Origin of the sequence: uncultured Sanguibacteroides sp. (assembly GCF_900543425.1) — a bacterium.
Taxonomy (GTDB): Bacteria; Bacteroidota; Bacteroidia; order Bacteroidales; family Marinifilaceae; genus Gabonibacter.
In genome coordinates this window covers 148,665-171,026 of record NZ_UQRQ01000003.1, presented here as the reverse complement: position 1 = coordinate 171,026, position 22,362 = coordinate 148,665, and the positions used below count along the sequence as shown (strand labels likewise).

Sequence of the window (22,362 nt, the reverse complement as noted above, 5' to 3'; positions counted from 1 at the left end):
ATTTATATTCTTTATTTACGGATAATCTGTATCTCTCCTCCCACCCCTAATTTAATAATACTGGAGGGAGCAGGATTGGTTGTTTCCTCCTGTCGAAAATCGACCACGTAATCGACTGATTTTTTTACCTCATCGCTAATATCGGCAAAACATTTAGGCGAGGGAGCTCCACTGATGTTGGCAGATGTAGAAACAACAGGTTTACGAAAGCGAGCTACTAATGCTTGAGAAAAAATCTCTTTCGTGATTCGAATGCCAATCGTACCGTCCGCACTAATCAGTCCCTTTGCCAAATTTTTAGCATTCGGATAAATGACCGTCATCGGATGATCGGCAGCTTCCAACAAATCATAAGTAATATCCGGCACATCCACATAGGATGCCAACTTACCCAAATCATCCAAAAGAACCAACATCGCTTTACTGTCTTCCCGCTTTTTCAATTCATATACCCGTTTTACAGCTTCATCATTTGTCGCATCACATCCGATTCCCCAAATCGTATCCGTCGGGTAAAGAATCACACCCCCGTCTTTCAGTACTTCACAAGCCTTCTTTACTTCTTCTCTCCATTTTTCTACATTCATATCGGTATTATTGAAATTGATCATACAAAATTGACAATTATTTTCCAGATTCAGTTTTATTCATATAAATAATTTTTCTCTTATGCTATTATGTATCCTATTTCTTTCGAATCCACTTATCGAAGGCTCGATTCGGATCATTTAGTACCCATTACGGCTTAACACAATACTATTTCCCAAAAAATGTTTGACAAAACATTATTTTACTATATTTGAACACGCAAATATTGCGCAATTGTACCAAAAGGGATCATGATTAGTGAATTGCTTTCTTCCGTATTCTGGATATACTTTTCGTATGTCCTTTCGTTTATTGTACCTCTGTTTTGCGGTTTGACATTGTTGCTTATCAAAGGACAAAGGACAAATACCAAAACAGGAATCCATCCGCGTTATGTATTAGGAATCATCTTCACATTAACCGGCTTACTGTTTATCCCCAATATGTTACAAAATATCTATTTGCTAAAAACAGGCAAGGAAGTACTTCCGGCCTTCGATATCGCTACCCATTTATTACTGATTCCCCTCTATTTTTTATATTTTAAAAAACTAACGACACCGGAAAGATTAAACAGCAAATCCATCCTTTTCTATTTGCTCCCGGCAATTATTATTTTCATCATCGGCACGTTAATTCTTCCAAACGAAGAAGATGTTTCCGTAAACCCTTCTGACAGCATTGAATCGATCTGGAGTCTGTCACACCTATTCCGTTATTTCTGCCTATTTTTACAGGGATTATTCATCTTGTTTTATTGTATTTACATTTTAAAATTAAAAAAGAGATACCTGCAACAAATAGAAGAGAGTTTTTCCTTTGTGGATGGAATCAATCTCGAATGGGTAAGCCATGCCATACTCTTATCTATTTTATATGGAGCCATTGCGCTTCTCTCCATGATAAACACGGAGCCGTGGACAGATCACCTACACAATATCTGTTCCCTCTTTTTTGTTTTCTACCTGTTTATCCATGCCCTAAACGAACCTTACATTTGCTATAGCACTTTTTACACGAATCCTCAACCACAGGTCGTGACTTCCCAACAAAAGACAGCAGTAGAAACTCCCTGCCCCAACTCGTCACAAGATGAAACCATCTCCCCGATATTCCCTCCCCAGCCTGAACACTATTTGAAAATACTGGGGACCAAAAAAGATAAATTACGAGACGAACTTACCCGCCTTTTCGAACAAAAAAAGGTCTTTACACGAAGTACGCTTACAATACACGAAGTGGCGGATATGATGAATACCAATCGTACATATATCTCCAATATCATCAACAATGAATTCGGTCTAAGTTTTTATCAGTTTGTCAACAAATACCGGATTCAGGAAGCCACCATTCTTTTTCTGGAACATCCGGAAATGCCCGTCCAGGAAGTAGCTTCATTAGTCGGCTTCAATTCCATTTCTTCTTTTATCACGGCTTTCAAAATAAACCAGGGAATTACCCCCAAACAATGGAAACAGTTATACACGACAAACCGGCGTTCGTAATTACGAAAAAGTAAAAATTGCCGAAAAGGTAAAAAGCTCTTTTGAAAAGATATAAAATAGAACGATTTGTATCTTTTTGTCACGACTTATCGACTCATCAGCTTTTCTTTGTTTCGTTTTCTAAAACAAAAATGTATAAACCAAAATAGGAAAAATGATGAAAAGATTAATGGTCGCAATGCTTGCCGTAGCAGCTATGACAAGTTGTTCTAAAGAAAGTACGGAAGAGGATATCATTCCCGATACGCCTGTAAAGGTTCAATTCAATGCCGGAGTAATGGATGTCCAAGCCAAGGCTTTGGTAACGGGAACGACCTTGCCCGATGGCAACATGGGGGTATACGCTTGGGATGGCGGAACTACCGACTTTTCTAAAACCACGCACGAAAATTTGAATAACGCAAAAATCGCCGTAAGTACGAACGGAACAAAATTCGACTTCGAAGCGGACCATGAGGCTTTTTGGCCTGTAGGTACCCTTGATTTTTACGCTTATTATCCCCAGGTTACCGGAGCGGATCTTATTGCTGCAACTGCCTCTACGACCCCCAAAGTTAATATTAAACTGGCAGATCAAATAGATTACATGTGGGCATCTCCGGTAAAAGAGGCCAAAAAAGCAACACCCACGGTAAATTTTGAGTTCAATCACGCCCTCTCGGCAATCACCATCATCGTAAAAAAAGAAGCTGATGCGGGGACAGTAAATTTATCTGCCATTAAGATAGCCAAGTATCATGCTACATCGCAAATGGATATTGCCACCGGAGACCTTACAGCGGATGCATCCGAAGTAGAATTTCCCATAAGTATTACCGCAGCCGACCTAAGTGAAGCAGGAGATGAGTTTGTTACCGATTACCTGGTATGGCCCGGTTCTGCACCGGAATTTACCTTGACCTTAAACAACATAGATAAAACCGTAACGCCGAAAGACGGAGAAAACGAACTGATATTTACGGCCAATAAAAAACACACGCTGACATTTACCATAACGGCTACTGGGATTCAAGTTACAGCCAGCGCTACAGATTGGTCAGCAGGAAACAATGGAACAGGAAGCATTTAATTGAGTTTTTATTCCCCCTAAGAAAGGCCGAACGAGTGGAATCGTTCGGCCTTTTATGAACATATTTTTATACCAAATGCTTTATCAGCTCTTTCCGGTCTCCGTACAACAAATCGATAACCGGGATCTCGATCAAAGTATAGCATCCCGGACGCTGTATCATGGAAGCCCTGGCCGTCGCTACCAATATCTGTCCCGTCAAGGCAGGGTTATTAATTTTCATGTCGAACTCAAACAATTGATTCTGCGTTTTCCCGGAAACACCCTTTCGGATCAGGTTTACCCCATGTCCCATATCTTTCAGAGCATCTACGCTTTCCACTTGCATCACGTGAGTTTCGTCATGCACGAAATAAGGATCCGTTTTAATAGCTTCTGCCACTTGCTTGAAATCATATCCATCCTTTAATTCGATATAGACCATCCGGCGATGAATTCCTGTCCCCACGGGAATGGTCATAGACAGAGCGGCCTTCACCCCTTCGATAGCTTTCACGGCTACCGTATGTCCCATACTCATTCCGGGTCCGAAATTCGTGTAAGTAATTCCCTTCGGGGCACAGGCTTCCAACAGGGCACGGACCATAGAATCACTCCCCGGATCCCAACCGGCAGAAATAATGGAAACTTTATTGTATTTTTTAGCCATCTCTCCCAAACGTTCATGCAATCCGGATATCTCCGTGTGAATATCGAAGCTATCGACGGTATTTATTCCCATCTTTAAAATTTCAGAAGCATAAGTTTCCACACTTCGGGTCGGCGTACACAGGATAGCGACATCCACCTCTTTCAGTTGAGCTATATTCGAAACAACCGGGTAATTTTTCAATTCCTCGGGTATCTTCGTGGCGTCCCGGCGTACTATTCCAGCTACTTCAAAATCAGGTGCGACCAGAAGTGCATCAAGTACATAGTGTCCAATATTCCCATAGCCGACAATGGCTGCTCTAATCTTTTTCATGTGTCTTTTGCTTTTAATTTAACGTTGCAAATTACAAAATAATTCGCTCTTATAAAAAGGCATCTCTATTTTTCATGTTTCAAAACATCAAATAATTTCAACGAACTATTAAAAAACCATGATATTATGCCGAACAGCCGAAAATAAAGAAGATTTTCTTTTTTAAATTGTCGAAAAGGGTTAATTTTGCTTTCCGTTTTTAATAACAAACAGTTACAGAACAATTACATAAAAACTTATTATGGCAGAGAATGTACACACAAAGCTTTTCAGTGAATTTGCACCAAACACGACTCAGGAGTGGATGGACAAAGTAACTGCAGACCTAAAAGGGGCTGATTTCAATAAAAAGCTGGTTTGGAGAACAAACGAGGGCTTCAATGTCCAACCGATGTATCGTTTGGAAAATATGAAGGACCTCAAGTACTTGGATTGCTTCCCCGGAGAATTTCCTTACGTGAGAGGTAATAAAAAAGACAACAACTGGTTTATTCGTCAAGACATTAAGGTAGAGAATGTCGCAGAAGCGAATAAAAAAGCGTTGGATGTCTTAAATAGAGGTGTTGATTCCTTAGGTTTCGTTATTTCTGATTGCAAGAATTTCACGAAAGCCGATATGAAGGCTCTTTTAAAAGATATTTGCCTCGATTGTATCGAAATCAACTTCGTTTTATGTTGCAATAAGGTTGCCATCCTCAATATGTTTAAAGAAGTGGTTTCGGAAAAAGGAATTGCCCCGGAATCCATTCGCGGAGGCATCAATATAGACCCGATCACAAAATTGGCTCTGGAAGGTAAATTCTGTGATCCGCATCCTTTCAATGTGGTAAAAACAACCACGGAGGGAACTGCCCAGATGAAAAATTTCAAAAGCATAGAAGTCGGAGGATTTGTTTTCAATAATTCCGGAGCTTCCATTGTACAGGAATTAGGATTTAGTCTGGCTGCCGGAGTCGAATACTTGGATAAGCTGACAGATGCCGGTATGGACATCAAAGATATCGCCCCCAGAATGCGATTCCATTTTGCTACCGGCTCCAAATATTTCATGGAAATAGCCAAATTAAGAGCCGCCCGTTTCTTGTGGGCCAAAATTGTAAAAGCTTATAACCCGTGTTGCGATTCCATTTGTAAAATGAATATACATGCTGAAACGTCAGAATGGAACAAAACGGTTTATGACCCGAATGTGAACATGCTTCGTACCCAAACGGAAGCTATGTCTGCTATTTTAGGCGGTGTCGATTCTTTCACCGTACATCCGTACGACTATATCTACGAATGTCAACCCTCCGAATTAGGAGAACGGGTAGCACGTAACCAACAATTGCTGTTAAAAGAAGAGTCTCATTTCGGCAAGATCGCAGACGTAGCCGGAGGATCTTATTATATCGAAGAACTGACCCAGTTCATTGCCGAGGCTGCCTGGAAATTATTCCTCGAAGTTCAGGAACAAGGTGGCATGCAGAAAGCGTTGGAATCAGGATTCGTTCAGGCTGCAATAAAGGCTACCGCCCAAAAGAGAGATCAGGATATTGCAAACCGCAAAGAAAACTTCTTAGGAACAAACCAATTCCCGAATTTCAACGAAAAGATCGACAAGGCTCTTTGTTCTTGCATCTTAGAACCGGAAGACTTTACGGCTCCTGACGCTGTTGTGGAAACATTGAAACCTTACCGCGGAACCCAAGCTTTTGAGGCGATGCGTTTAAGAACCGATATGTTTGCCAAGGAGAACGGACATCGCCCGGTCGTTTACATGTTCCCCATGGGTAATCTGGCCATGCGTAAAGCAAGAGCCCAATTCGCATGTAACTTCTTTGCTTGTGCCGGATTCCAGGTAATGGATAATAACGGATTCAAAACCGTGGAAGAAGGTGCAAAAGCTTGTTTGGAGAACAAAGCCGACATCGTGGTAATCTGTAGTTCGGACGACGAATACGCGACGATTGCCCCGGAGGTTTATGCCGCGTTAAAAGACAAAGCCATTATCGTTGTTGCCGGAAATCCGGAATCCAGACCGGAATTGGAAGCAATCGGCATCACCGATTACGTTCATGTAAAATGTAACGTATTGGAAGACCTGAAGGGCTACCAACAAAAATTGGGAATTAAATAGTTGACGATTTTAGATTTCAGATTAAGGTAACAGTTCCTTAATCATAAATTACAAATTACAAAGATGAAACCGAATTTTAAAGATATAAATATCAAGTCATCACAAAAACCTGCTACGACCGCTTCCGAGTGGGAGAAAGCAAATCACATTGAAAAATCTTGGATGACCCCTGAACTTATACCGGTAAAACCCGTGTATAGTGAAGAAGATTTAAAAGGCATGGAGCACCTGGACTATGTAGCCGGTATCCCTCCCTACCTCCGTGGACCCTATTCCGGAATGTACCCGATGCGTCCCTGGACTATCCGTCAATACGCCGGATTCTCCACGGCAGAAGAGTCAAATGCTTTCTATCGTCGTAACTTAGCCGCCGGACAAAAAGGTTTGTCTGTGGCGTTCGACCTGGCCACTCACCGCGGATACGACTCCGATCACCCGCGTGTAATCGGTGACGTAGGTAAAGCCGGTGTTGCCGTGGACTCTATTTTGGATATGAAAATCCTGTTCGATCAAATTCCATTGGATAAAATGTCCGTTTCCATGACGATGAACGGTGCGGTTCTTCCGATCTTGGCCTTCTATATCGTTGCCGGATTAGAGCAAGGAGCTACCTTGGATCAATTGTCGGGAACCATCCAGAATGATATCCTGAAAGAATTTATGGTACGTAATACTTATATTTATCCGCCTAAATTCTCCATGAAGATTATCGCCGATATCTTCGAATATACTTCCAAAAATATGCCGAAATTCAACTCCATCTCTATCTCCGGGTACCACATGCAGGAAGCAGGTGCCACCGCCGATATCGAGTTGGCTTATACGCTGGCTGACGGTTTGGAATATTTGCGCGCAGGAGTGAATGCCGGAATGGATATCGATGCCTTCGCCCCGCGTTTATCATTCTTCTGGGCTATCGGAATGAACCACTTTATGGAGATCGCCAAGATGAGAGCCGGTCGTCTATTGTGGGCAAAGATTGTAAAACAATTCAACCCAAAGAACCCGAAATCTCTGGCATTACGTACACACAGCCAAACTTCCGGTTGGTCTTTGACCGAACAAGACCCGTTCAACAACGTGGGACGTACCTGTATCGAAGCCATGGGAGCCGCTCTTGGACACACCCAGAGTTTGCATACCAATGCGCTGGATGAAGCTATCGCTCTTCCGACGGACTTCTCCGCACGTATCGCCCGTAATACCCAGATCTACATTCAGGATGAAACAACCATTTGCAAATCTATCGACCCATGGGGAGGTTCTTACTACGTGGAAAGCCTGACCCAAGAATTGGTAGACAAAGCATGGACTCATATAGAAGAAATTGAAAAACTGGGCGGTATGGCCAAAGCTATCGAATCCGGAATTCCTAAACTTCGAATCGAAGAAGCGGCAGCCCGTACACAAGCCCGTATCGATAGCGGAGTCCAGACCATCGTCGGAACAAACAAATACCGTCTGGAGAAAGAAGACCCCATCGATATTCTCGAAGTGGATAACACCGCCGTACGGGAAGCCCAAATCCGTCGTTTGCACGAATTAAAGGCAAATCGTAATCAGGCTGAAGTGGATGCCGCTTTGGAAGCCATCACCAAATGTGCGGAAACCGGAGAAGGCAATTTGCTGGAATTAGCCGTAGACGCTGCCAAGAAAAGAGCTTCCTTGGGCGAAATATCATTTGCATGTGAAAAAGTTGTAGGACGTTATAAAGCAGTTATCAGAACCGTGAGCGGAGTTTATTCAAGCGTAGCAAAAGAAGACGAAGACTTCCGGAAAGCAAAAGAATTAGCAGATAAATTTGCTGAAATGACCGGACGTCGTCCTCGTATCATGATTGCCAAAATGGGTCAGGACGGACATGACCGCGGTGCAAAAGTCGTGGCAACAGGTTATGCAGACCTCGGTTTCGACGTGGACATGGGACCTCTGTTCCAAACTCCCGAAGAGACCGCCAAACAAGCCGTGGAAAATGACGTACATGTAGTCGGAGTATCCTCTTTGGCTGCCGGACATAAAACATTGGTACCCGCCGTTATCAACGAATTGAAAAAATTAGGTCGCGAAGATATCCTCGTTTATGTAGGAGGAGTTATTCCCCACCAAGACTATCAATTCCTGTTCGATGCCGGTGCTATCGCCGTATTCGGCCCCGGAACCAAAGTATCCAAGAGCGCTATTCAGGTTCTCGAAATCCTGATCGACTTAGCTAAGAAATAATTTTCGAATGCTCTATAAAATAAAAAGAACTGTCTAAATTTATTAGACAGTTCTTTTTTGCTTTAAGAAAATGCTGATATACAACTTAACGCCTATCCAAACCCAAAACACGATCTTGTTCTATTAAAAAACAATTGCAAAAAGCATGTTTTTCCGATCTGGTTTCTTTTTGAAAGAAAAAATCCCGAGTAACTCTACATTGATATTTCATCAATATTAGTATGGATTTTTAAATAGTACAAATTCAGAAGCTTCTGACGGCTCGCTTGCTCCAAATTCATTTACAGCTCTAACAAAAAATTGTGCCAACCTTCCACTCTCCATATGAGTTGTCCAAATAGTCTTCGTAGTTCTTCCCGAGATATACCATATGGGCTCATTTTTATATCTATACTCAATAACATAGTATAGTATTGGCGACCCTCCATCATAAAAAGACGGAAGAAAGTTTAATGTACATCCATTATCCCATACATCAAGAATCTCGGGCTTCCCCGGAGGACTGGGAACATCACCATTTATCCTCGTGCTAGCATACACTATCGTCGTAAGGGTTAAACCCAAGCAGACGAATAAAAATAATTTCAAAGTGTTTTTTCTAATCTTTTTCATAGTTTCGTTAATTTTGAGGTTTATAATTTTAATATCTTATTTTCAAAATTAATATTTTTATTTATATTAAAAAATACTTATAAGTATTTTTTAAATTATATTGTACTTATAAAAACTCCGTTTTTATCGCTTTAAATCGGTATCTTTTTCCTGTTGCAATAGCACGGTTAAAAATCCGGTTATCCTTATGTAAATGTAGATACGGATTTTCCTGTTACCGAAAAATTGGAATTAAAGCCTTTCAATTTTTGAAAAAGATAGTAGCGTGACGAATGATTCTACAACTGAGGAGCATGATTTCGAATACTGTTATAACTTAAATACGGGAAAGAAATTATTTACAATTATATCGAAAGGAAGAACAACTAATGAATTGAGAAACAGAAAATTTTCCGTGACGACAGCCCCCCGGATAGCCCGACCGGAATTTAAACCCGATCAAAAAATATAATCATTGATATACTATAAATAGTATATCAATGATTATAAAACGGAGACAAAATCGTAAATGAAATGTCTCCATTTTTGTCAAATTACTTTTTACAAGATACTATCCACAAATTTATGCACCGTATCTTGTATATTTTTGAATCACCTCATTGTTTGCACCATTCTTCCACGTGATCTTTCGCGTACAAAAAATAGATAATCAAACCGATCCAACTGGTCAATAAAAGAACAATGATAAACAGCAACTTGCAAGGTGTCGAAATATTCTTCTTTACAAGATCCAGTATGGCATAAACCGTTGCCACGACTCCGATAATATAAATGATTAATCCCATACTATTTATTGTTTTTAAATTAGTACTGCAAAATAACCTGTTTATTACCATTCTACCAAGTTAAATCGTAAATTTCATTTGAAATAAAAAGAAGATTATTTCTTATTTCCAAAATCACAATGCTATTTATTTCTGATCGTATCCATCTTTACTTCCGTTCAAACACAAATAAATATCTAAACTCATTAAATTAATTCTTTCTCCTAAAAGTTTGCATCAATATTGGAGTTCATTATATTTGTATACACAAAAAATAGAAATGAATTCATCGTCAAACATACTACATTTGATCAAAAAAGACGAAAGTAATGCCTTTCAACTTCTTTTTGAACAATATTATGATAATTTACTATTGTATTCTTATCATATATTAGATGATTTGGAAGCCGCAGAAGACATTGTACAAGACTGTTTCCTCTGCTTGTGGAACAGCAAAAAACTCCACTCGTTCACGGGAGATTTGGATCGATATATTTTTAAGATGGTCAAAAATCGCTCTTTTCTCTTCTTGAAAGAACACAAAAAAAGATACGAAACCCAACTCTCGTTTTCAAAAGAAAACGACACGCATCACTACGATACGACCGAAGAGTATCAGGGAACAATCGAAATTTTATATGAAACGATAAACCGGCTCCCTGAAAAATGCCGGAAAATATTTTTAATGGCATGCCTGAACGATAAAGGTTATCAAGAGATTGCAGATGAACTGGGAATCAGTATCAATACCGTGAAAACCCAAATGAAAACAGCTCTTAAATTCCTACGTGAAAACCTCCAGGAAAAAACCTTCCTTACACTTTTATATTTTTTAACAAAAAAAGATTGATTCTTTATCACCCTTTTTTCCTATTTTATAAATATATAAGAAAAGAGTGATAAATGACAGAAAAAGATATCGATGATATATTAGCTAACATGCTGAATTACAAATCTTTGTCCGACGAAGAAAAACAGTTATTCACAGAATGGGAACACTCTTCCGTTCAAAACGGGAAAATAGTACAAATCATTCAGAAATTAACTTTTCAAAAGAGTGTGCTGGATAAACACCAGAAACAAGATACGGTCTTCGCCCATGTCAAACGAGAAATTTCCCGGATCAGAAAAAAACGGAAACAGATTTTTTGGTCGTCCTGTGCTGCGGCATCCGTTCTGTTAGTAGGCCTTTTTTTCGCCTTAAAATGGGAAAAACCGGTCAAAAAGGAATTTTCCATGAATCAAATATACATATCCGGTTTATCCCTGACCAAGCCGGCAGCGGAACTGATCTTACCGGATGGAAAAAAACAATTACTCAAACAGGATAAATCAACCGTTATTTTATCCGACAACGACAAGAAGATACACACCGATAAACAAACCCTGATCGTCGAGTCTTATAAAACAGAAGAACAACCGCCCGAATTTTATACGATAAACGTACCGTTTGGAGCGGAATACAACGTAGTCCTTTCAGACGGAACTAAAATATATCTCAACGCGGGAAGTTCCTTACGTTATCCCGATCGATTCGTCGAGGGGAAACGAGAGATTTTCCTAACAGGGGAAGGCTACTTCGAAGTCATATCCGACTCTTTACACCCGTTTATCGTACACACGGCGAATGTCTCGGTACGAGCATTGGGAACCTGCTTCAACGTAAAGGCCTATCCCGACGAAACATGGGTAAAAACGACCTTAGAGCAAGGTCGTGTGGAAACCCGATGCGGAGATCATTGTGTTATCATGACCCCCGGAACACAAGTCGCTTATAACAAGAAAACCCAAAAAACGGATTATTTTCCCGTAAATACGCGTCAATTTACCTCCTGGAAAGACGGCTATTGCGATTTTGAAGACATGCCTCTGGAAGAATTAATGCAAATATTCTCCCGGTGGTACAATATTAAGATCGAATTCTCCCAGCCGGAACTGAAAAACATAAAATTCAGCGGACGTTTGAAAAGATACGACGACATCACCCCCCTATTCGATATGCTGGAATATACCCGAGACGTAAAATTTATCGTGGGGAAAGACCGGATCACGATAAAAGGAAAATAAAATAAACAGGTCGAAGACCTGATCAATCTTCAACCTGTTGCTCTTCATAAATACACCCGGAATCCTTGCAAGAGACGGATGTATCGATGTTAAATTATAATACAACAAATTTATGAAAAAAAAACGAGAACACGCATTACCAAGAAGTTGGAATACACGACGAAGAACGTTAATCTTTAAAAATTTCTTCATGCTTTCGTTTCTATGTGTATCTTTTTCCGTACCCATAAATACGCAAGCACAACAGAAAACAAAGGTTACCTTGGATTTGAAAAACGCCACTCTAAACGAGGTGATCGTTGAATTGAAAAAACAAACAAACTACGATTTTTTCTACAACAGCGAATTGGCAAAGTCGAAAGGCAAAATCGACGTAAAAGCCGAAAATAAAGAGGTCAAACAACTTTTAGATGAAATCCTTCCCAAGTTAGGATTGGAATATTCCATTCAAGGAAATTTAATCACCATACGGGAAAAAACAACGGTATCCTTACTCAAAGTAAGTGGTAGAGTTACAGATGAGAAAGGCAATCCCATTCCCGGGGCCACCGTCATCATTCACGGTACAACACAGGGGGTCGCCACCGATACCAACGGCCGATACACGATTCCGGCAAAACCGGATGATGTATTACGGGTCTCGTTTATCGGATACAAAACAGAGATCGTACCGATTAAAGGAAAAATCAAAGTAAATATACGTCTAAATCCTACCGCAGAGAATATCGAGGAGGTAACGGTGGTTGCCTTCGGGGAGCAGAAAAAAGAGAGCGTGGTATCGGCAATTACCACCGTCAATCCCGGGAGCTTGAAGTCATCGAGCAGCGACCTGACCACCCAATTCGCGGGAAAGATTGCCGGTATCATCGGGTGGCAAACGGGAGGGCTTCCGGGGGCTTTAACGGAAAGTGAAATGAACACCAAATTCTATATCCGGGGAATCACGTCATTTCAAACCCACGCCAATATCGACCCGTTGATTTTGATCGATGGTGTGGAATCCTCGAAACTGGACCTGGCACGCATGCCCGTAGAAGATATCGAGAGTTTCAGCGTGATGAAGGACGCCTCGGCGACGGCCATGTACGGGGCCCGCGGGGCCAACGGGGTAATCCTTATCACGACCAAAAAAGGCGTGGAGGGTAGCGTGTATACCTCCGTGCGTTACGAAGCCATAACCTCCATGCCGACACGAAAGATCGAGGTGGTCGATCCCGTGACTTACATGAAAATGTATAATCAAGCCTTGTTAGCCCGAAACCCGATGGCCATGCCGCAATACAGCGTGGAACGTATCGAGCGTACCGGTTCCGGCAAGTACCCCTCCTGGGTATATCCCGCCAACGACTGGTACAAGATCCTGTTTCACGACTACTCCGTCAACCACCACATGGGATTAAACCTTCGCGGCGGCTCGCGGGTCGTACAGTATTACGCCTCCGTCAACTACAACCGGGACGAGGGCATGCTGAAAACCGACCGGTTAAACCAGTTCGATTGCAACATCAGTAATAACACCTTCACTTTTCGTACCAATTTAAACATCGACTTGAGCGCGGGGATTAAATTATTAATCAACTCGACGGCTTCACTCGACAAGTATCACGGCCCGTATAGCGACGTGACTCAGGCCTACGCCATGGCTTTTGCTGCCTCGCCCGTGGATTTCGCGCCCATGTATCCCGCCGACGAAACTTACGCTTGGCCACATCTACGATTCGGATCTACTACTCGGGAGAGTGTCAACCCTTATATGGCCATCCAGATGGGGTATAAAGAACGAAGCCGCTACTCGGCCACGACCCGGGCGGAATACATCCACAACCTCTCGTCCCTCGTCAAAGGACTGGAAGTGAGGGCCAGTATCTCGTTAAACAAAATGGGTTATTACGCTAACGCTTACACCACCGAACCGTTTATATACGCCTTGGACGATTACGATTTCGAAACGGGAAAACACACGTTATCGGCACTAAATCCCACTCTTGCTCGTAGAACTTTAGCGAAGGATAGAAACGCAAGCGGTAGTAGCCAAAGCACACAACTCGGCTATGAAGTGCGTGCCTTGCACGTGGCAGCCTGGAGAGAGCATCAAACCAGCCTGACGGCGGTACTTAACGCCCAAGAAACTACTATCTCGGAAACAGAATCCGTTTTAGACGGTATCCCCCGGCGTAACCTGGGATTCTCCATGCGCGGGACATACGGGTACAAGGACCGTTATTTCGCGGAAGCCAGTTTCGGGTATAACGGTTCCGAGCGTTTCGCCAGGGATCACCAGTGGGGATTCTTCCCGGCAGTCGGGGCGGCGTGGATTGCCTCCAAAGAGAATTTTCTGGCTAACCATACCGCTCACTGGTTGTCTTTCCTGAAGTTCAGGTTTTCATGGGGAAAGGTCGGTAATGACGGGATTATCTCCTCTCCCCGTTTCACTCATCTTCCGTTAATTAAAGAAAGACAGATACCCGACCCACGACCCGGGGCACGAGTAGTACAGACATACAAGATCGTCTCCTATCCTAACAATAAAATCAAATGGGAGATCGCCGAGCAGGTCAACCTGGGGGTCGAGACCAAATTGTTTAAAGGATTGCTGGAGGTGACGGCCGATTTTTACCAGGAGATTCGTCACAATATCCTTGATTACCGCATCACGGTTCCGGCAAGTGTCGGTATCGAGGAATATCAATTAGCCAACGTCGGTAAAGCCCGTTCCCGGGGAGTCGACCTCTCGGGAAAAATCCAACACGCTTTCAGCCAAGACTTCTGGGTCATCCTCAACGGCACGTTTACTTACAACAAGGCCGTTTACCTCAACATAGAGGAAACCTCCGATAAACCCTCCTGGCAATTAAAAGAGGGACACGAGCTATCGCAATCTATCGGGTATATTGCCGAAGGACTTTTCCGTGATCAATCGGAGATCGATAATTCTCCCCGCCAAGGCGGAGATGTCATGCCCGGGGATATTCGCTACCGGGACCTGAACGGAGACGGGAAAATTGACGACAACGACGCCACGCGTATCGGTTTCCCGACCACGCCACGAATCATCTACGGCTTCAGCGGTTTTATCAACTATAAAAACTGGGAGTTTAGCTTTGCTTTTCAGGGATCGGGTAAACGGAGTTTCTTCATGGACCCCATGCAAATTAATCCTTTTGTTGAAGATCGGGCCATGTTAAAAGCCATACACGACGACCACTGGAGCGAGAGTAACATGAAAGAACGTCCTTTCTGGCCCCATCTTTCCACCCAACCGATCAGCGTCCACAACCCGCAGGAAAACTGGAAATCGGGGATAGAGGTTCGCAAGAGCACTTACTTCATGCGCAAATGTCGTTTTTTACGCTGCACGTCGATGGAATTGGCTTACAATTTACCCGCGAATCTGATGACCAAGTTAAAATGCAAAACGTCAAGTTCTACGCTCGCGTAAATAACCCTTTCCTGATCAGTAACTTTAAAATATGGGATGTCGAACTTGGCGACAACGGCTTCAATTACCCGATACAGAGGACCTTCTCGCTCGGGCTGAACGTTAGTTTCTAATTTTAAAACGATGAAACGATGAAACATATATTATACACTATTTTATCTTCCGCGCTCCTGTTATTCGCCTGTAGCGATTATTTAGATATGACTCCCGAGAAAGATATCGATACAATAGAGACGATCTTTGAACAACGCACAAGTGCCAATAGCTGGCTCGCCGGAATATACGGATTAACAACTATGTTGATCGCAAATGTATGCGACAATGTTGCCTATTTAGGTGCAGATGAATTTGTCACCTGTGATCGACTCCGAAATGCTGCCGGAGGTGAAGGTAAATATGATTATCCGGGATTCAAAATTTCCGACGGGTTGCAAATGTCCCAAGCTCCTTATGATAACTTATGGGAAGAGGGTGGTATAAATAACTATTACAGCTCTTTTTACGAGCTGATCCGCTCTTGCAATATTTTTATCGAAAACATCGATAACGTCTACAACATGTTAGCAAGCGAGAAACGACAATGGAAGGCGGAAGTCAAGGCCATAAAGGCCTTTATCTATTTCGAGCTGGTTCGCCGCTACGGCCCGATCGTTCTCGTGCCCGAGAACATAGGCGTGGACGAGGACATGTCCAAGATGCGGCAACCCCGGGTCCACGTGGATACCTGCTTTAACACGATCGTGCGTCTACTCGACGAGGCGGAAAAGGATTTACCTACCAGTACCACGAGAGATTCCGACCGTGCTCCTTTTTTCTGTCAAGAATCCGTACTCGCCCTCAAAGCCCGGGTATTACTTTACGCTGCCTCTCCCCTTTTTAACGGCAACGAGTATTACTCGGATTTTAAAGGTAAAAACGGTGAACCTCTTTTTAGCATCCAAAGAGATCCTGAAAAATGGAAGCGAGCTGCCGAGGCAGCTGATAAGGCTGTTCAGGTATGTGAGCAAATCGGACACCGGTTATATGACGGGACAAGCAGTAAAAACTCTGATCTGCTGAATAAAATGGGAGACATTGAATTTTCCATGTATTCCAGGTTTTCGAATCCCGAGTTTCTTTTAGAGTGGAAATACACGAGTATAGGATTTTACAAATTATGTCTGCCGAGATTTAAATCTACGGATATTAAATATTTTAACGAGCAATTATACGGCTGTCTCTCTCCGTCCATGAAAATGGTGGAAATGTATTACACGGAGCACGGTCTACCCATCGATGCCGACAACACCTGGAACTACAACAGTCGTTACCAGATGAGTAAAGAGGCCAGCTCGTTGTACAAGGACGTGGTACCACTTAACACGGACGTGCTTCAACTGCACTTGCGCCGGGAACCTCGTTTCTATGCCTGTATTGCGGCCGATCGCCTTTACTGGCAACTCGGCACGAATACCCCCCGCGACGATTATAACTTGCTCGTGAAAGCCTATAAAGGAGAGCAATTCGGTTCCCAGTACGATATCGTGACCAGCAATTCCTGGCAAAACATCAACGGTTACTGGCTGAAAAAGCACACTTATTCAACTTGGGCTACCAGAACATATCAGGTAAACCTAAACCGGGATGAAACCCTACCTGTCATACGTTTAGCAGAGCTTTACCTGATTCAGGCCGAGGCCTGGAATGAATACCTGGAGAAACCGGACGACCGGGTATACACCCCGCTTAACAAGGTACGCGAACGGGCCGGTATCCCGGACGTGGTGACAGCGTGGAAATCCACCTATTCCAAAAATCCCGAGAAAGTGGACACCCGGGAAGGAATGCGCGAGATTATCCGCCAGGAGATCAACATCGAGCTGGCTTTCGAGGGACATCGTTACTGGAATCTCCGTCGTTGGAAGATCGCGCACGAGAAGTTAAACGAGAAACAGTACGGGTGGAATATCCTCGGTGAGACGGAACGAGGATTTTACAACAATTTCGAGGGCCCCGTGGTGATTTGGAATAAATGCAAGTTTACGGCGCCACGGGATTACCTCAACCCGATCAGGGCGGAACAAGTACTGATCTCTGGTGTCGTTCAGAATCCGGGATGGTAACATGATTTACAAGAATAGATATTTAAAAATAGCTGATTATGAAACATATATTATTTTTACTGGCTATACTGTTGACTGTCTTCGCTTGCAAAGAAGATAGCCCTATTGCATTCGACGTGACCATGCCTAAGGAGGATATCCGGTTTAAAACTTTACCGGGTGGAGCGATGATGTATTATCGTTTACCCCCCGATCCCGAAATTTTCGCTATTAATATACGTTACGTCGATTGTAGAGGCTATGAAGTTTTGAAAGTTGGTGGTTACGGAAGCGATTCGCTTCTTATAGACGGTTTTAACGAGGCTCGTCAAAAGGTTTCCGCCCGTGTCTCCCTCGTGAATAATCGTAACGAGGAATCGGTTCCTTTCGAGGTAACTTTCGACACGAAAGATTCCGCTCCTTACGCTTTTTTTGAAACGGCCGAAGTCTCCTCTTACTGGGGTGGTTTCGAGGTTATATACGATGCTCCCGAACGGGTATCCGGGATGGCACATGTCTTTTACGTGGGAACCAATCCCCTGACTCAACAGGAAGATACTCTCCTGTTAAAAAGCTTCCCCATCAACAAGGGTGGAGATACTCTCAGGTTTCAACTACAACAGGATCGGGCAATGAATACGGTAGTTATTCGTACCGAAGACTACCGGGGGTATCGTGTAAAACAAAAAGTATGGAAAGAAGTGGAATCCTTCTATTCCGAGAAATGGAATCTCTCCGAAGAAAATTTCTTCGCCGGAAACCTTTCTGTCGAAAATGAAGAAGCCAAAACAGGTGTAAAGTACTTGTTCGATGGAGATACAAAGGGAAAACAGCGTCTAAAAGTTAGAAGAGAGGCTGAAGTCTATACTTACCTGGCGGGTCCGAATGCACAAGGAATGCCTTTTATCATCGACCTGAAGGAAGAGAAGATTCCTGCCAGTATCCGGATGTACGGTATGCTGAATTTGGGAATCTATTTTGCCCGGGGAGGAGGAGAACCTCTGGGAACAGTATGGAACTCTGTATACACGAATAAATTACCTTGTGAAGTGACGGTCTACGCCGGTAATGAGAAGGAGGGTAATCCTGGTTCGTGGACAAAGATCGGGTACTTTTATCAACATCCCGAAACAGAGGAAGGAGACAGATGGTCATGGCCCTGTTCAAATAGAAATTTCGAGGGACGAATGGAGACATTGGAAATGCTTGCGGTGGTTGATTCTGCCTATATTGAGGTATTATTTTCTGCCAATCCAACAAGGTATCGCTACATAAAACTAATAGTAAACGACACGTTCGAGTACTATTACCCTGGAGTAGACGAGAATAATGATAAGTACGTTTCAATACAGGAATTGGAAGTTTATGTAAAAAAAGATTAAGCCATGAAAAGAATAAACTATTTGGTAGTTTTGCTGACGTCAATCGTTTTGTCGGCAAGCTGCGGAGAGAGTCTGGAAGACACGTATAGCGACTACGCCGGTAACGGCAAAATCCGTTATCCCGCTAAATGTTCCGGCCTGGAGGTGACCGTCGGGTGGAAAAGGTTGGAATTAAAGTGGAATAACGGTATAGATGCCGTGACCGACAAAATAAAAGTATCCTGGTCTGCCTCGGACGTGCAACACGACTCGTTGTTAGATAGATCCGCAACATCGTGCGATCTTCGTGACCTGAAAGACGGAACCTATCGCCTGGACGTCCGTGCCGTGGATAAAAACGGTAACGAATCGTTAGTCATAACCGATTACGCCCGCCCTTACACGGAGGACCACGAGGCCGTGCGGACCTTCACGAGAGCCATTACAAAATTCTACAAAGTTAAAAATAACCTGATCTTTTTTATGGATCAATGGAACGACAATATTGTCGATATCAAACTCAACTACACGGATACCCGGGGCAAGAAACAACCCTACCCGTTAACCGAGGAGAAATTCAATGAAGGGTTTATCGTTTTGAAAGACGTGGATACCCGCCAACCGATCACGATCGATCGCCTGGGAAAATTAGAAGGGTGCCCGGATATCATTCGATTTGAACCCGTCCTACTGGGAAACGAGCGGACTTTCTCCTCGGACTTCAAATCGGCCATACGGCAACGTTACGGGTATAACGATCAAAACGCGGCTGAAGAAACGGCATTCAGGCACTTTATCGATACCGTCAGGACGCTGGAATTCGATTACGATGCGACCACTTTCGAGGACGTGCTTTATTGCCCGAGGCTGGAAAGGTTGTTACTCGGCAAGAATCGTTACCTCTACCCCGATCCCGCCTATTCTACCCCGGTGGACAACAGTATCCTTTATGAAAAAGGACGCAGTCTTCACGTGTTGGACGTGGCGAACAAGTTAACGGGTTTAAACGTCGAACGTTATCATAACCATTATTTCGGGCCTATCGACCGGACTTACATCCGGGAAATGGGTTATCCCGACCGGAGAGAATTGGATCGACTTCCTTATATCTCCCAAATGGAAGTGGACACCATTAAATGTTCTGTTCCGGATAGTGACAGCGATATGTATCTAACCGACCTGTTGGACAATGACCCGAATACCTGGTGGGAATCCTCCGTGTCCCCGACAACACGTGCTTACGAGCTGACCATCGTTTTGAAAGAGGTAAAAAGAGTACGCGGGATTAAAATAGCGCAGATGCTGTTCGATCCCGCTAAAGACAGGGATTCGCCACATTATTTACCCCCTTCCGTTATCGTCAAAACCTCGACCAACCAGATCGACTGGAAAAATGTCACGTACATGGAAGAAAACATACTCGGTAAAGGCTCCGGAGAGGTTACCCTGCTACCGGTAGCCGAGGGAAGCAGAGAGGTCCGGTACATCAAAGTAATCTTACACGACGAAGTAAACAAAGGCATATTCAGAATTAAATTAGCAGACATCGTGGTATATCAGTAGTATCAGTCGAGCCCGTCTAATAATAACACCGTTAGACGGGCTTATCTACTAATAAAAATCAAGCGACTGCAACAAAACAGGCCATATACCCGTTCACGAAGAGTACGAAATAAGAAATTTTCAGGTGAATACTTGCGCTGTTAAAACCATCGTTCCGATGCGGAAGACGCTGCAAAGTAAGGCCTGGGAAGTGACACGGAAACGGGTTTCAATCCGGTGTAAAACAGAGGGAAAATAAGATAGCAAACAGAACGGGGGCGACGCTGTAATACAGTCGAAGGTAGCCGAAAGCCACAAAGGGAAGCAAAAGACGGGAACCTGTGGTCGAACGGTAACCTTCCATTTTAATAATAGCGGACAAAAATGCGGATAACCGCAATAATGCCCTCTAACAATATAATGGAGAGCTAAAATAGTCAAGTATTTAATTAAGTCATCGGAATATCAAAGTAAAGTCAGGACAATAAAATACGGGATAATTATAAACGATTAGTCGGTATTTATTCTTACATTTACAGGGCAAAAGTGCGGATAACCGCAAAAATACCCTTTATGAATATGAGAATAGAGCGCAAAAAAAAACTTCAAAGGTTGATAGACAGTCGCAAGAACGGTCAGATAAAGATTATAACGGGCATCAGACGGTGCGGCAAGTCGTACCTGCTGGGTGTCCTTTATCGCGATTACCTCCTACAGGAAGGCATTGCACCGGAGCAGATCATCACGCTCGAACTGGATAACGACATCAACGCACGCTATCGTAACCCTCTGGAACTGGGGACATGCCTCCGGCAGATGGTCGAAGATACCACGAAAGATTATTATGTCCTCCTCGACGAAATACAAATGGTAGAGGCAATCGACAATCCCTATCTGCCACAAGAATCGGATTCCAAAATTACCTTTGTCGATGTTCTTCTGGGGCTCAAAAGCCTGCCGAATGTCGATGTCTATGTAACAGGCAGCAATTCCAAGATGCTCTCTTCCGATGTGGCTACCGCTTTTCGCGACAGGGGCGAGGAGATACATATCACTCCACTTACCTACGATGAGTTTTACGCCGCCTATCCCAAGGAAAAACGTTTTGCGTGGCGCGAGTTCGTGACATATGGAGGAATGCCGTTCGTCATGCAGAAAAACACCCCTGAGGAAAAATCCAAGTATCTGCAAGACCTCTTCCGGCTTACCTACATCAAAGATGTCATAGAGCGCAACCACTTGCGTGCCGATGCGGAAACCCTTGATGAACTGCTTAACGTCGTAGCCTCTGCCGTAGGCTCGCTTACTAACCCGACGCGGCTGGCCAACACATTCCAGTCGGTCAAAGGATTGAAAATAAAGAACGAAACCATTTCCACCTACCTCGACTGCTTCATCGATGCGTATATATTAAGCAAATCTTACCGCTACGATATAAAAGGCCGTTCCTATATCGACACACCGCTCAAATACTATTTCACGGACATCGGTTTACGCAATGCCCGTCTCAACTTCCGGCAACAGGAAGAAAACCATATCATGGAGAATATCCTTTACAATGAACTCACGGCACGGGGATTCAATGTTGATGTGGGAGTGGTCGAGTATAACCACACTGCTGCAGGGAAGAAAATACGCACGCAGCTTGAAATAGATTTCGTGGTCAATTTGACAGACAAACGTTACTACATCCAGTCTGCTCTTACTGTTGCCGATGAAGAAAAACGGCTACAGGAGGTCAATTCCCTCAATCGTGTCGATGATTCCTATACCAAGATTGTCGTAGTGTGCGACAATATCCTTCCTTGGACAGATGACCGAGGTGTGCAGTACATCAACATTGAAGACTTCCTTTTGGAAAAAATAAACGAGTTGTAAAACGATAAATGTAAATAACCTACAACAGTATGATAGAGCGATTAATTATACATAATTTCAAAGGTATCAGAAATGCTGATATTGAACTGAATGTCTATAAAAATGTTATTGTAACCCACAGGGACGGGTACAATGTGCTATTTACACCTCAAA

At 43.3% G+C, this 22,362-nt stretch carries 15 protein-coding genes; 11 read left to right on the top strand and 4 right to left on the bottom strand.

Annotation, left to right across the window (positions count from 1 at the left end; all coding sequences use genetic code 11):
- Window positions 1-11: 11 nt before the first annotated feature.
- Entirely contained in the window at window positions 12-587 is a 576-nt protein-coding gene (locus QZR76_RS02760) for an L-threonylcarbamoyladenylate synthase (protein ID WP_294140170.1), read from the bottom strand.
- Between the two features lie 252 nt (window positions 588-839).
- Here QZR76_RS02760 and QZR76_RS02755 point away from each other — a divergent pair, with 252 nt between their 5' ends.
- Together QZR76_RS02755 and QZR76_RS02750 are read left to right on the top strand one after the other, a co-directional pair.
- Window positions 840-2,093, top strand: coding sequence for a helix-turn-helix domain-containing protein (locus tag QZR76_RS02755; protein WP_294140168.1), 1,254 nt, complete (start codon window positions 840-842; stop codon window positions 2,091-2,093).
- A gap of 154 nt (window positions 2,094-2,247) precedes the next feature.
- Window positions 2,248-3,162, top strand: a complete 915-nt coding sequence (locus QZR76_RS02750; RefSeq protein ID WP_294140166.1) for a fimbrillin family protein — start codon at window positions 2,248-2,250, stop codon at window positions 3,160-3,162.
- 67 nt (window positions 3,163-3,229) lie between these two features.
- On the opposite strand, the gene QZR76_RS02745 is transcribed toward QZR76_RS02750, so the two are convergent.
- Window positions 3,230-4,126, bottom strand: coding sequence for a diaminopimelate dehydrogenase (locus QZR76_RS02745; protein WP_294140164.1), 897 nt, complete (start codon window positions 4,124-4,126; stop codon window positions 3,230-3,232).
- Between the two features lie 241 nt (window positions 4,127-4,367).
- Between QZR76_RS02745 and QZR76_RS02740 the strand changes: the two genes are divergently transcribed.
- Together QZR76_RS02740 and scpA are read left to right on the top strand one after the other, a co-directional pair.
- Window positions 4,368-6,245: a methylmalonyl-CoA mutase family protein gene (locus tag QZR76_RS02740; protein ID WP_294140162.1), complete on the top strand. Its 1,878-nt coding sequence runs from the start codon at window positions 4,368-4,370 to the stop codon at window positions 6,243-6,245.
- A 63-nt stretch (window positions 6,246-6,308) separates the two neighbouring features.
- The gene (scpA, locus tag QZR76_RS02735; RefSeq protein ID WP_294140159.1) at window positions 6,309-8,465 is read left to right on the top strand and encodes a methylmalonyl-CoA mutase; all 2,157 of its coding nucleotides are present in this window, start codon (window positions 6,309-6,311) and stop codon (window positions 8,463-8,465) included.
- A gap of 216 nt (window positions 8,466-8,681) precedes the next feature.
- Here the strand turns inward: scpA and QZR76_RS02730 are convergent, their stop codons facing one another.
- Complete coding sequence (locus tag QZR76_RS02730) at window positions 8,682-9,077, bottom strand: fibronectin type III domain-containing protein (protein ID WP_294140157.1); 396 nt, start codon at window positions 9,075-9,077, stop codon at window positions 8,682-8,684.
- Between the two features lie 596 nt (window positions 9,078-9,673).
- Window positions 9,674-9,862: a PLDc N-terminal domain-containing protein gene (locus QZR76_RS02725; RefSeq protein ID WP_294140155.1), complete on the bottom strand. Its 189-nt coding sequence runs from the start codon at window positions 9,860-9,862 to the stop codon at window positions 9,674-9,676.
- A 259-nt stretch (window positions 9,863-10,121) separates the two neighbouring features.
- Here QZR76_RS02725 and QZR76_RS02720 point away from each other — a divergent pair, with 259 nt between their 5' ends.
- The 7 genes from QZR76_RS02720 (at window position 10,122) to QZR76_RS02690 (ending at window position 22,209) form a co-directional block, all read left to right on the top strand.
- The gene (locus QZR76_RS02720; protein ID WP_294140153.1) at window positions 10,122-10,691 is read left to right on the top strand and encodes an RNA polymerase sigma-70 factor; all 570 of its coding nucleotides are present in this window, start codon (window positions 10,122-10,124) and stop codon (window positions 10,689-10,691) included.
- A gap of 53 nt (window positions 10,692-10,744) precedes the next feature.
- On the top strand, window positions 10,745-11,908 hold the full coding sequence (locus QZR76_RS02715) for a FecR domain-containing protein (RefSeq protein WP_294140151.1): 1,164 nt from the start codon (window positions 10,745-10,747) through the stop codon (window positions 11,906-11,908).
- A 190-nt stretch (window positions 11,909-12,098) separates the two neighbouring features.
- Window positions 12,099-15,347, top strand: coding sequence for a TonB-dependent receptor (locus QZR76_RS02710; protein WP_363664409.1), 3,249 nt, complete (start codon window positions 12,099-12,101; stop codon window positions 15,345-15,347).
- Between the two features lie 131 nt (window positions 15,348-15,478).
- A complete protein-coding gene (locus QZR76_RS02705) occupies window positions 15,479-17,449 on the top strand; it encodes a RagB/SusD family nutrient uptake outer membrane protein (RefSeq protein WP_294140148.1) in 1,971 nt (656 codons plus the stop codon).
- A gap of 38 nt (window positions 17,450-17,487) precedes the next feature.
- Window positions 17,488-18,810, top strand: coding sequence for a DUF4959 domain-containing protein (locus QZR76_RS02700; RefSeq protein WP_294140146.1), 1,323 nt, complete (start codon window positions 17,488-17,490; stop codon window positions 18,808-18,810).
- A gap of 3 nt (window positions 18,811-18,813) precedes the next feature.
- A complete protein-coding gene (locus QZR76_RS02695) occupies window positions 18,814-20,352 on the top strand; it encodes a DUF4998 domain-containing protein (RefSeq protein WP_294140144.1) in 1,539 nt (512 codons plus the stop codon).
- A gap of 552 nt (window positions 20,353-20,904) precedes the next feature.
- Complete coding sequence (locus tag QZR76_RS02690) at window positions 20,905-22,209, top strand: ATP-binding protein (protein WP_294140142.1); 1,305 nt, start codon at window positions 20,905-20,907, stop codon at window positions 22,207-22,209.
- Window positions 22,210-22,362 lie beyond the last annotated feature (153 nt).

Excerpts from the sequence above, each read along its gene's own strand:
- QZR76_RS02725 (WP_294140155.1), bottom strand. The coding sequence starts at position 9,862 with ATGGGATTAATCATTTATATTATCGGAGTCGTGGCAACGGTTTATGCC.
- QZR76_RS02755 (WP_294140168.1), top strand. The coding sequence starts at position 840 with ATGATTAGTGAATTGCTTTCTTCCGTATTCTGGATATACTTTTCGTAT.
- QZR76_RS02760 (WP_294140170.1), bottom strand. The coding sequence starts at position 587 with ATGAATGTAGAAAAATGGAGAGAAGAAGTAAAGAAGGCTTGTGAAGTA.
- QZR76_RS02700 (WP_294140146.1), top strand. The coding sequence starts at position 17,488 with ATGAAACATATATTATTTTTACTGGCTATACTGTTGACTGTCTTCGCT.
- QZR76_RS02750 (WP_294140166.1), top strand. The coding sequence starts at position 2,248 with ATGATGAAAAGATTAATGGTCGCAATGCTTGCCGTAGCAGCTATGACA.
- QZR76_RS02710 (WP_363664409.1), top strand. The coding sequence starts at position 12,099 with ATGCTTTCGTTTCTATGTGTATCTTTTTCCGTACCCATAAATACGCAA.
- QZR76_RS02745 (WP_294140164.1), bottom strand. The coding sequence starts at position 4,126 with ATGAAAAAGATTAGAGCAGCCATTGTCGGCTATGGGAATATTGGACAC.
- QZR76_RS02720 (WP_294140153.1), top strand. The coding sequence starts at position 10,122 with ATGAATTCATCGTCAAACATACTACATTTGATCAAAAAAGACGAAAGT.
- QZR76_RS02690 (WP_294140142.1), top strand. The coding sequence starts at position 20,905 with ATGAATATGAGAATAGAGCGCAAAAAAAAACTTCAAAGGTTGATAGAC.
- QZR76_RS02715 (WP_294140151.1), top strand. The coding sequence starts at position 10,745 with ATGACAGAAAAAGATATCGATGATATATTAGCTAACATGCTGAATTAC.
- scpA (WP_294140159.1), top strand. The coding sequence starts at position 6,309 with ATGAAACCGAATTTTAAAGATATAAATATCAAGTCATCACAAAAACCT.
- QZR76_RS02695 (WP_294140144.1), top strand. The coding sequence starts at position 18,814 with ATGAAAAGAATAAACTATTTGGTAGTTTTGCTGACGTCAATCGTTTTG.
- QZR76_RS02740 (WP_294140162.1), top strand. The coding sequence starts at position 4,368 with ATGGCAGAGAATGTACACACAAAGCTTTTCAGTGAATTTGCACCAAAC.
- QZR76_RS02730 (WP_294140157.1), bottom strand. The coding sequence starts at position 9,077 with ATGAAAAAGATTAGAAAAAACACTTTGAAATTATTTTTATTCGTCTGC.
- QZR76_RS02705 (WP_294140148.1), top strand. The coding sequence starts at position 15,479 with ATGAAACATATATTATACACTATTTTATCTTCCGCGCTCCTGTTATTC.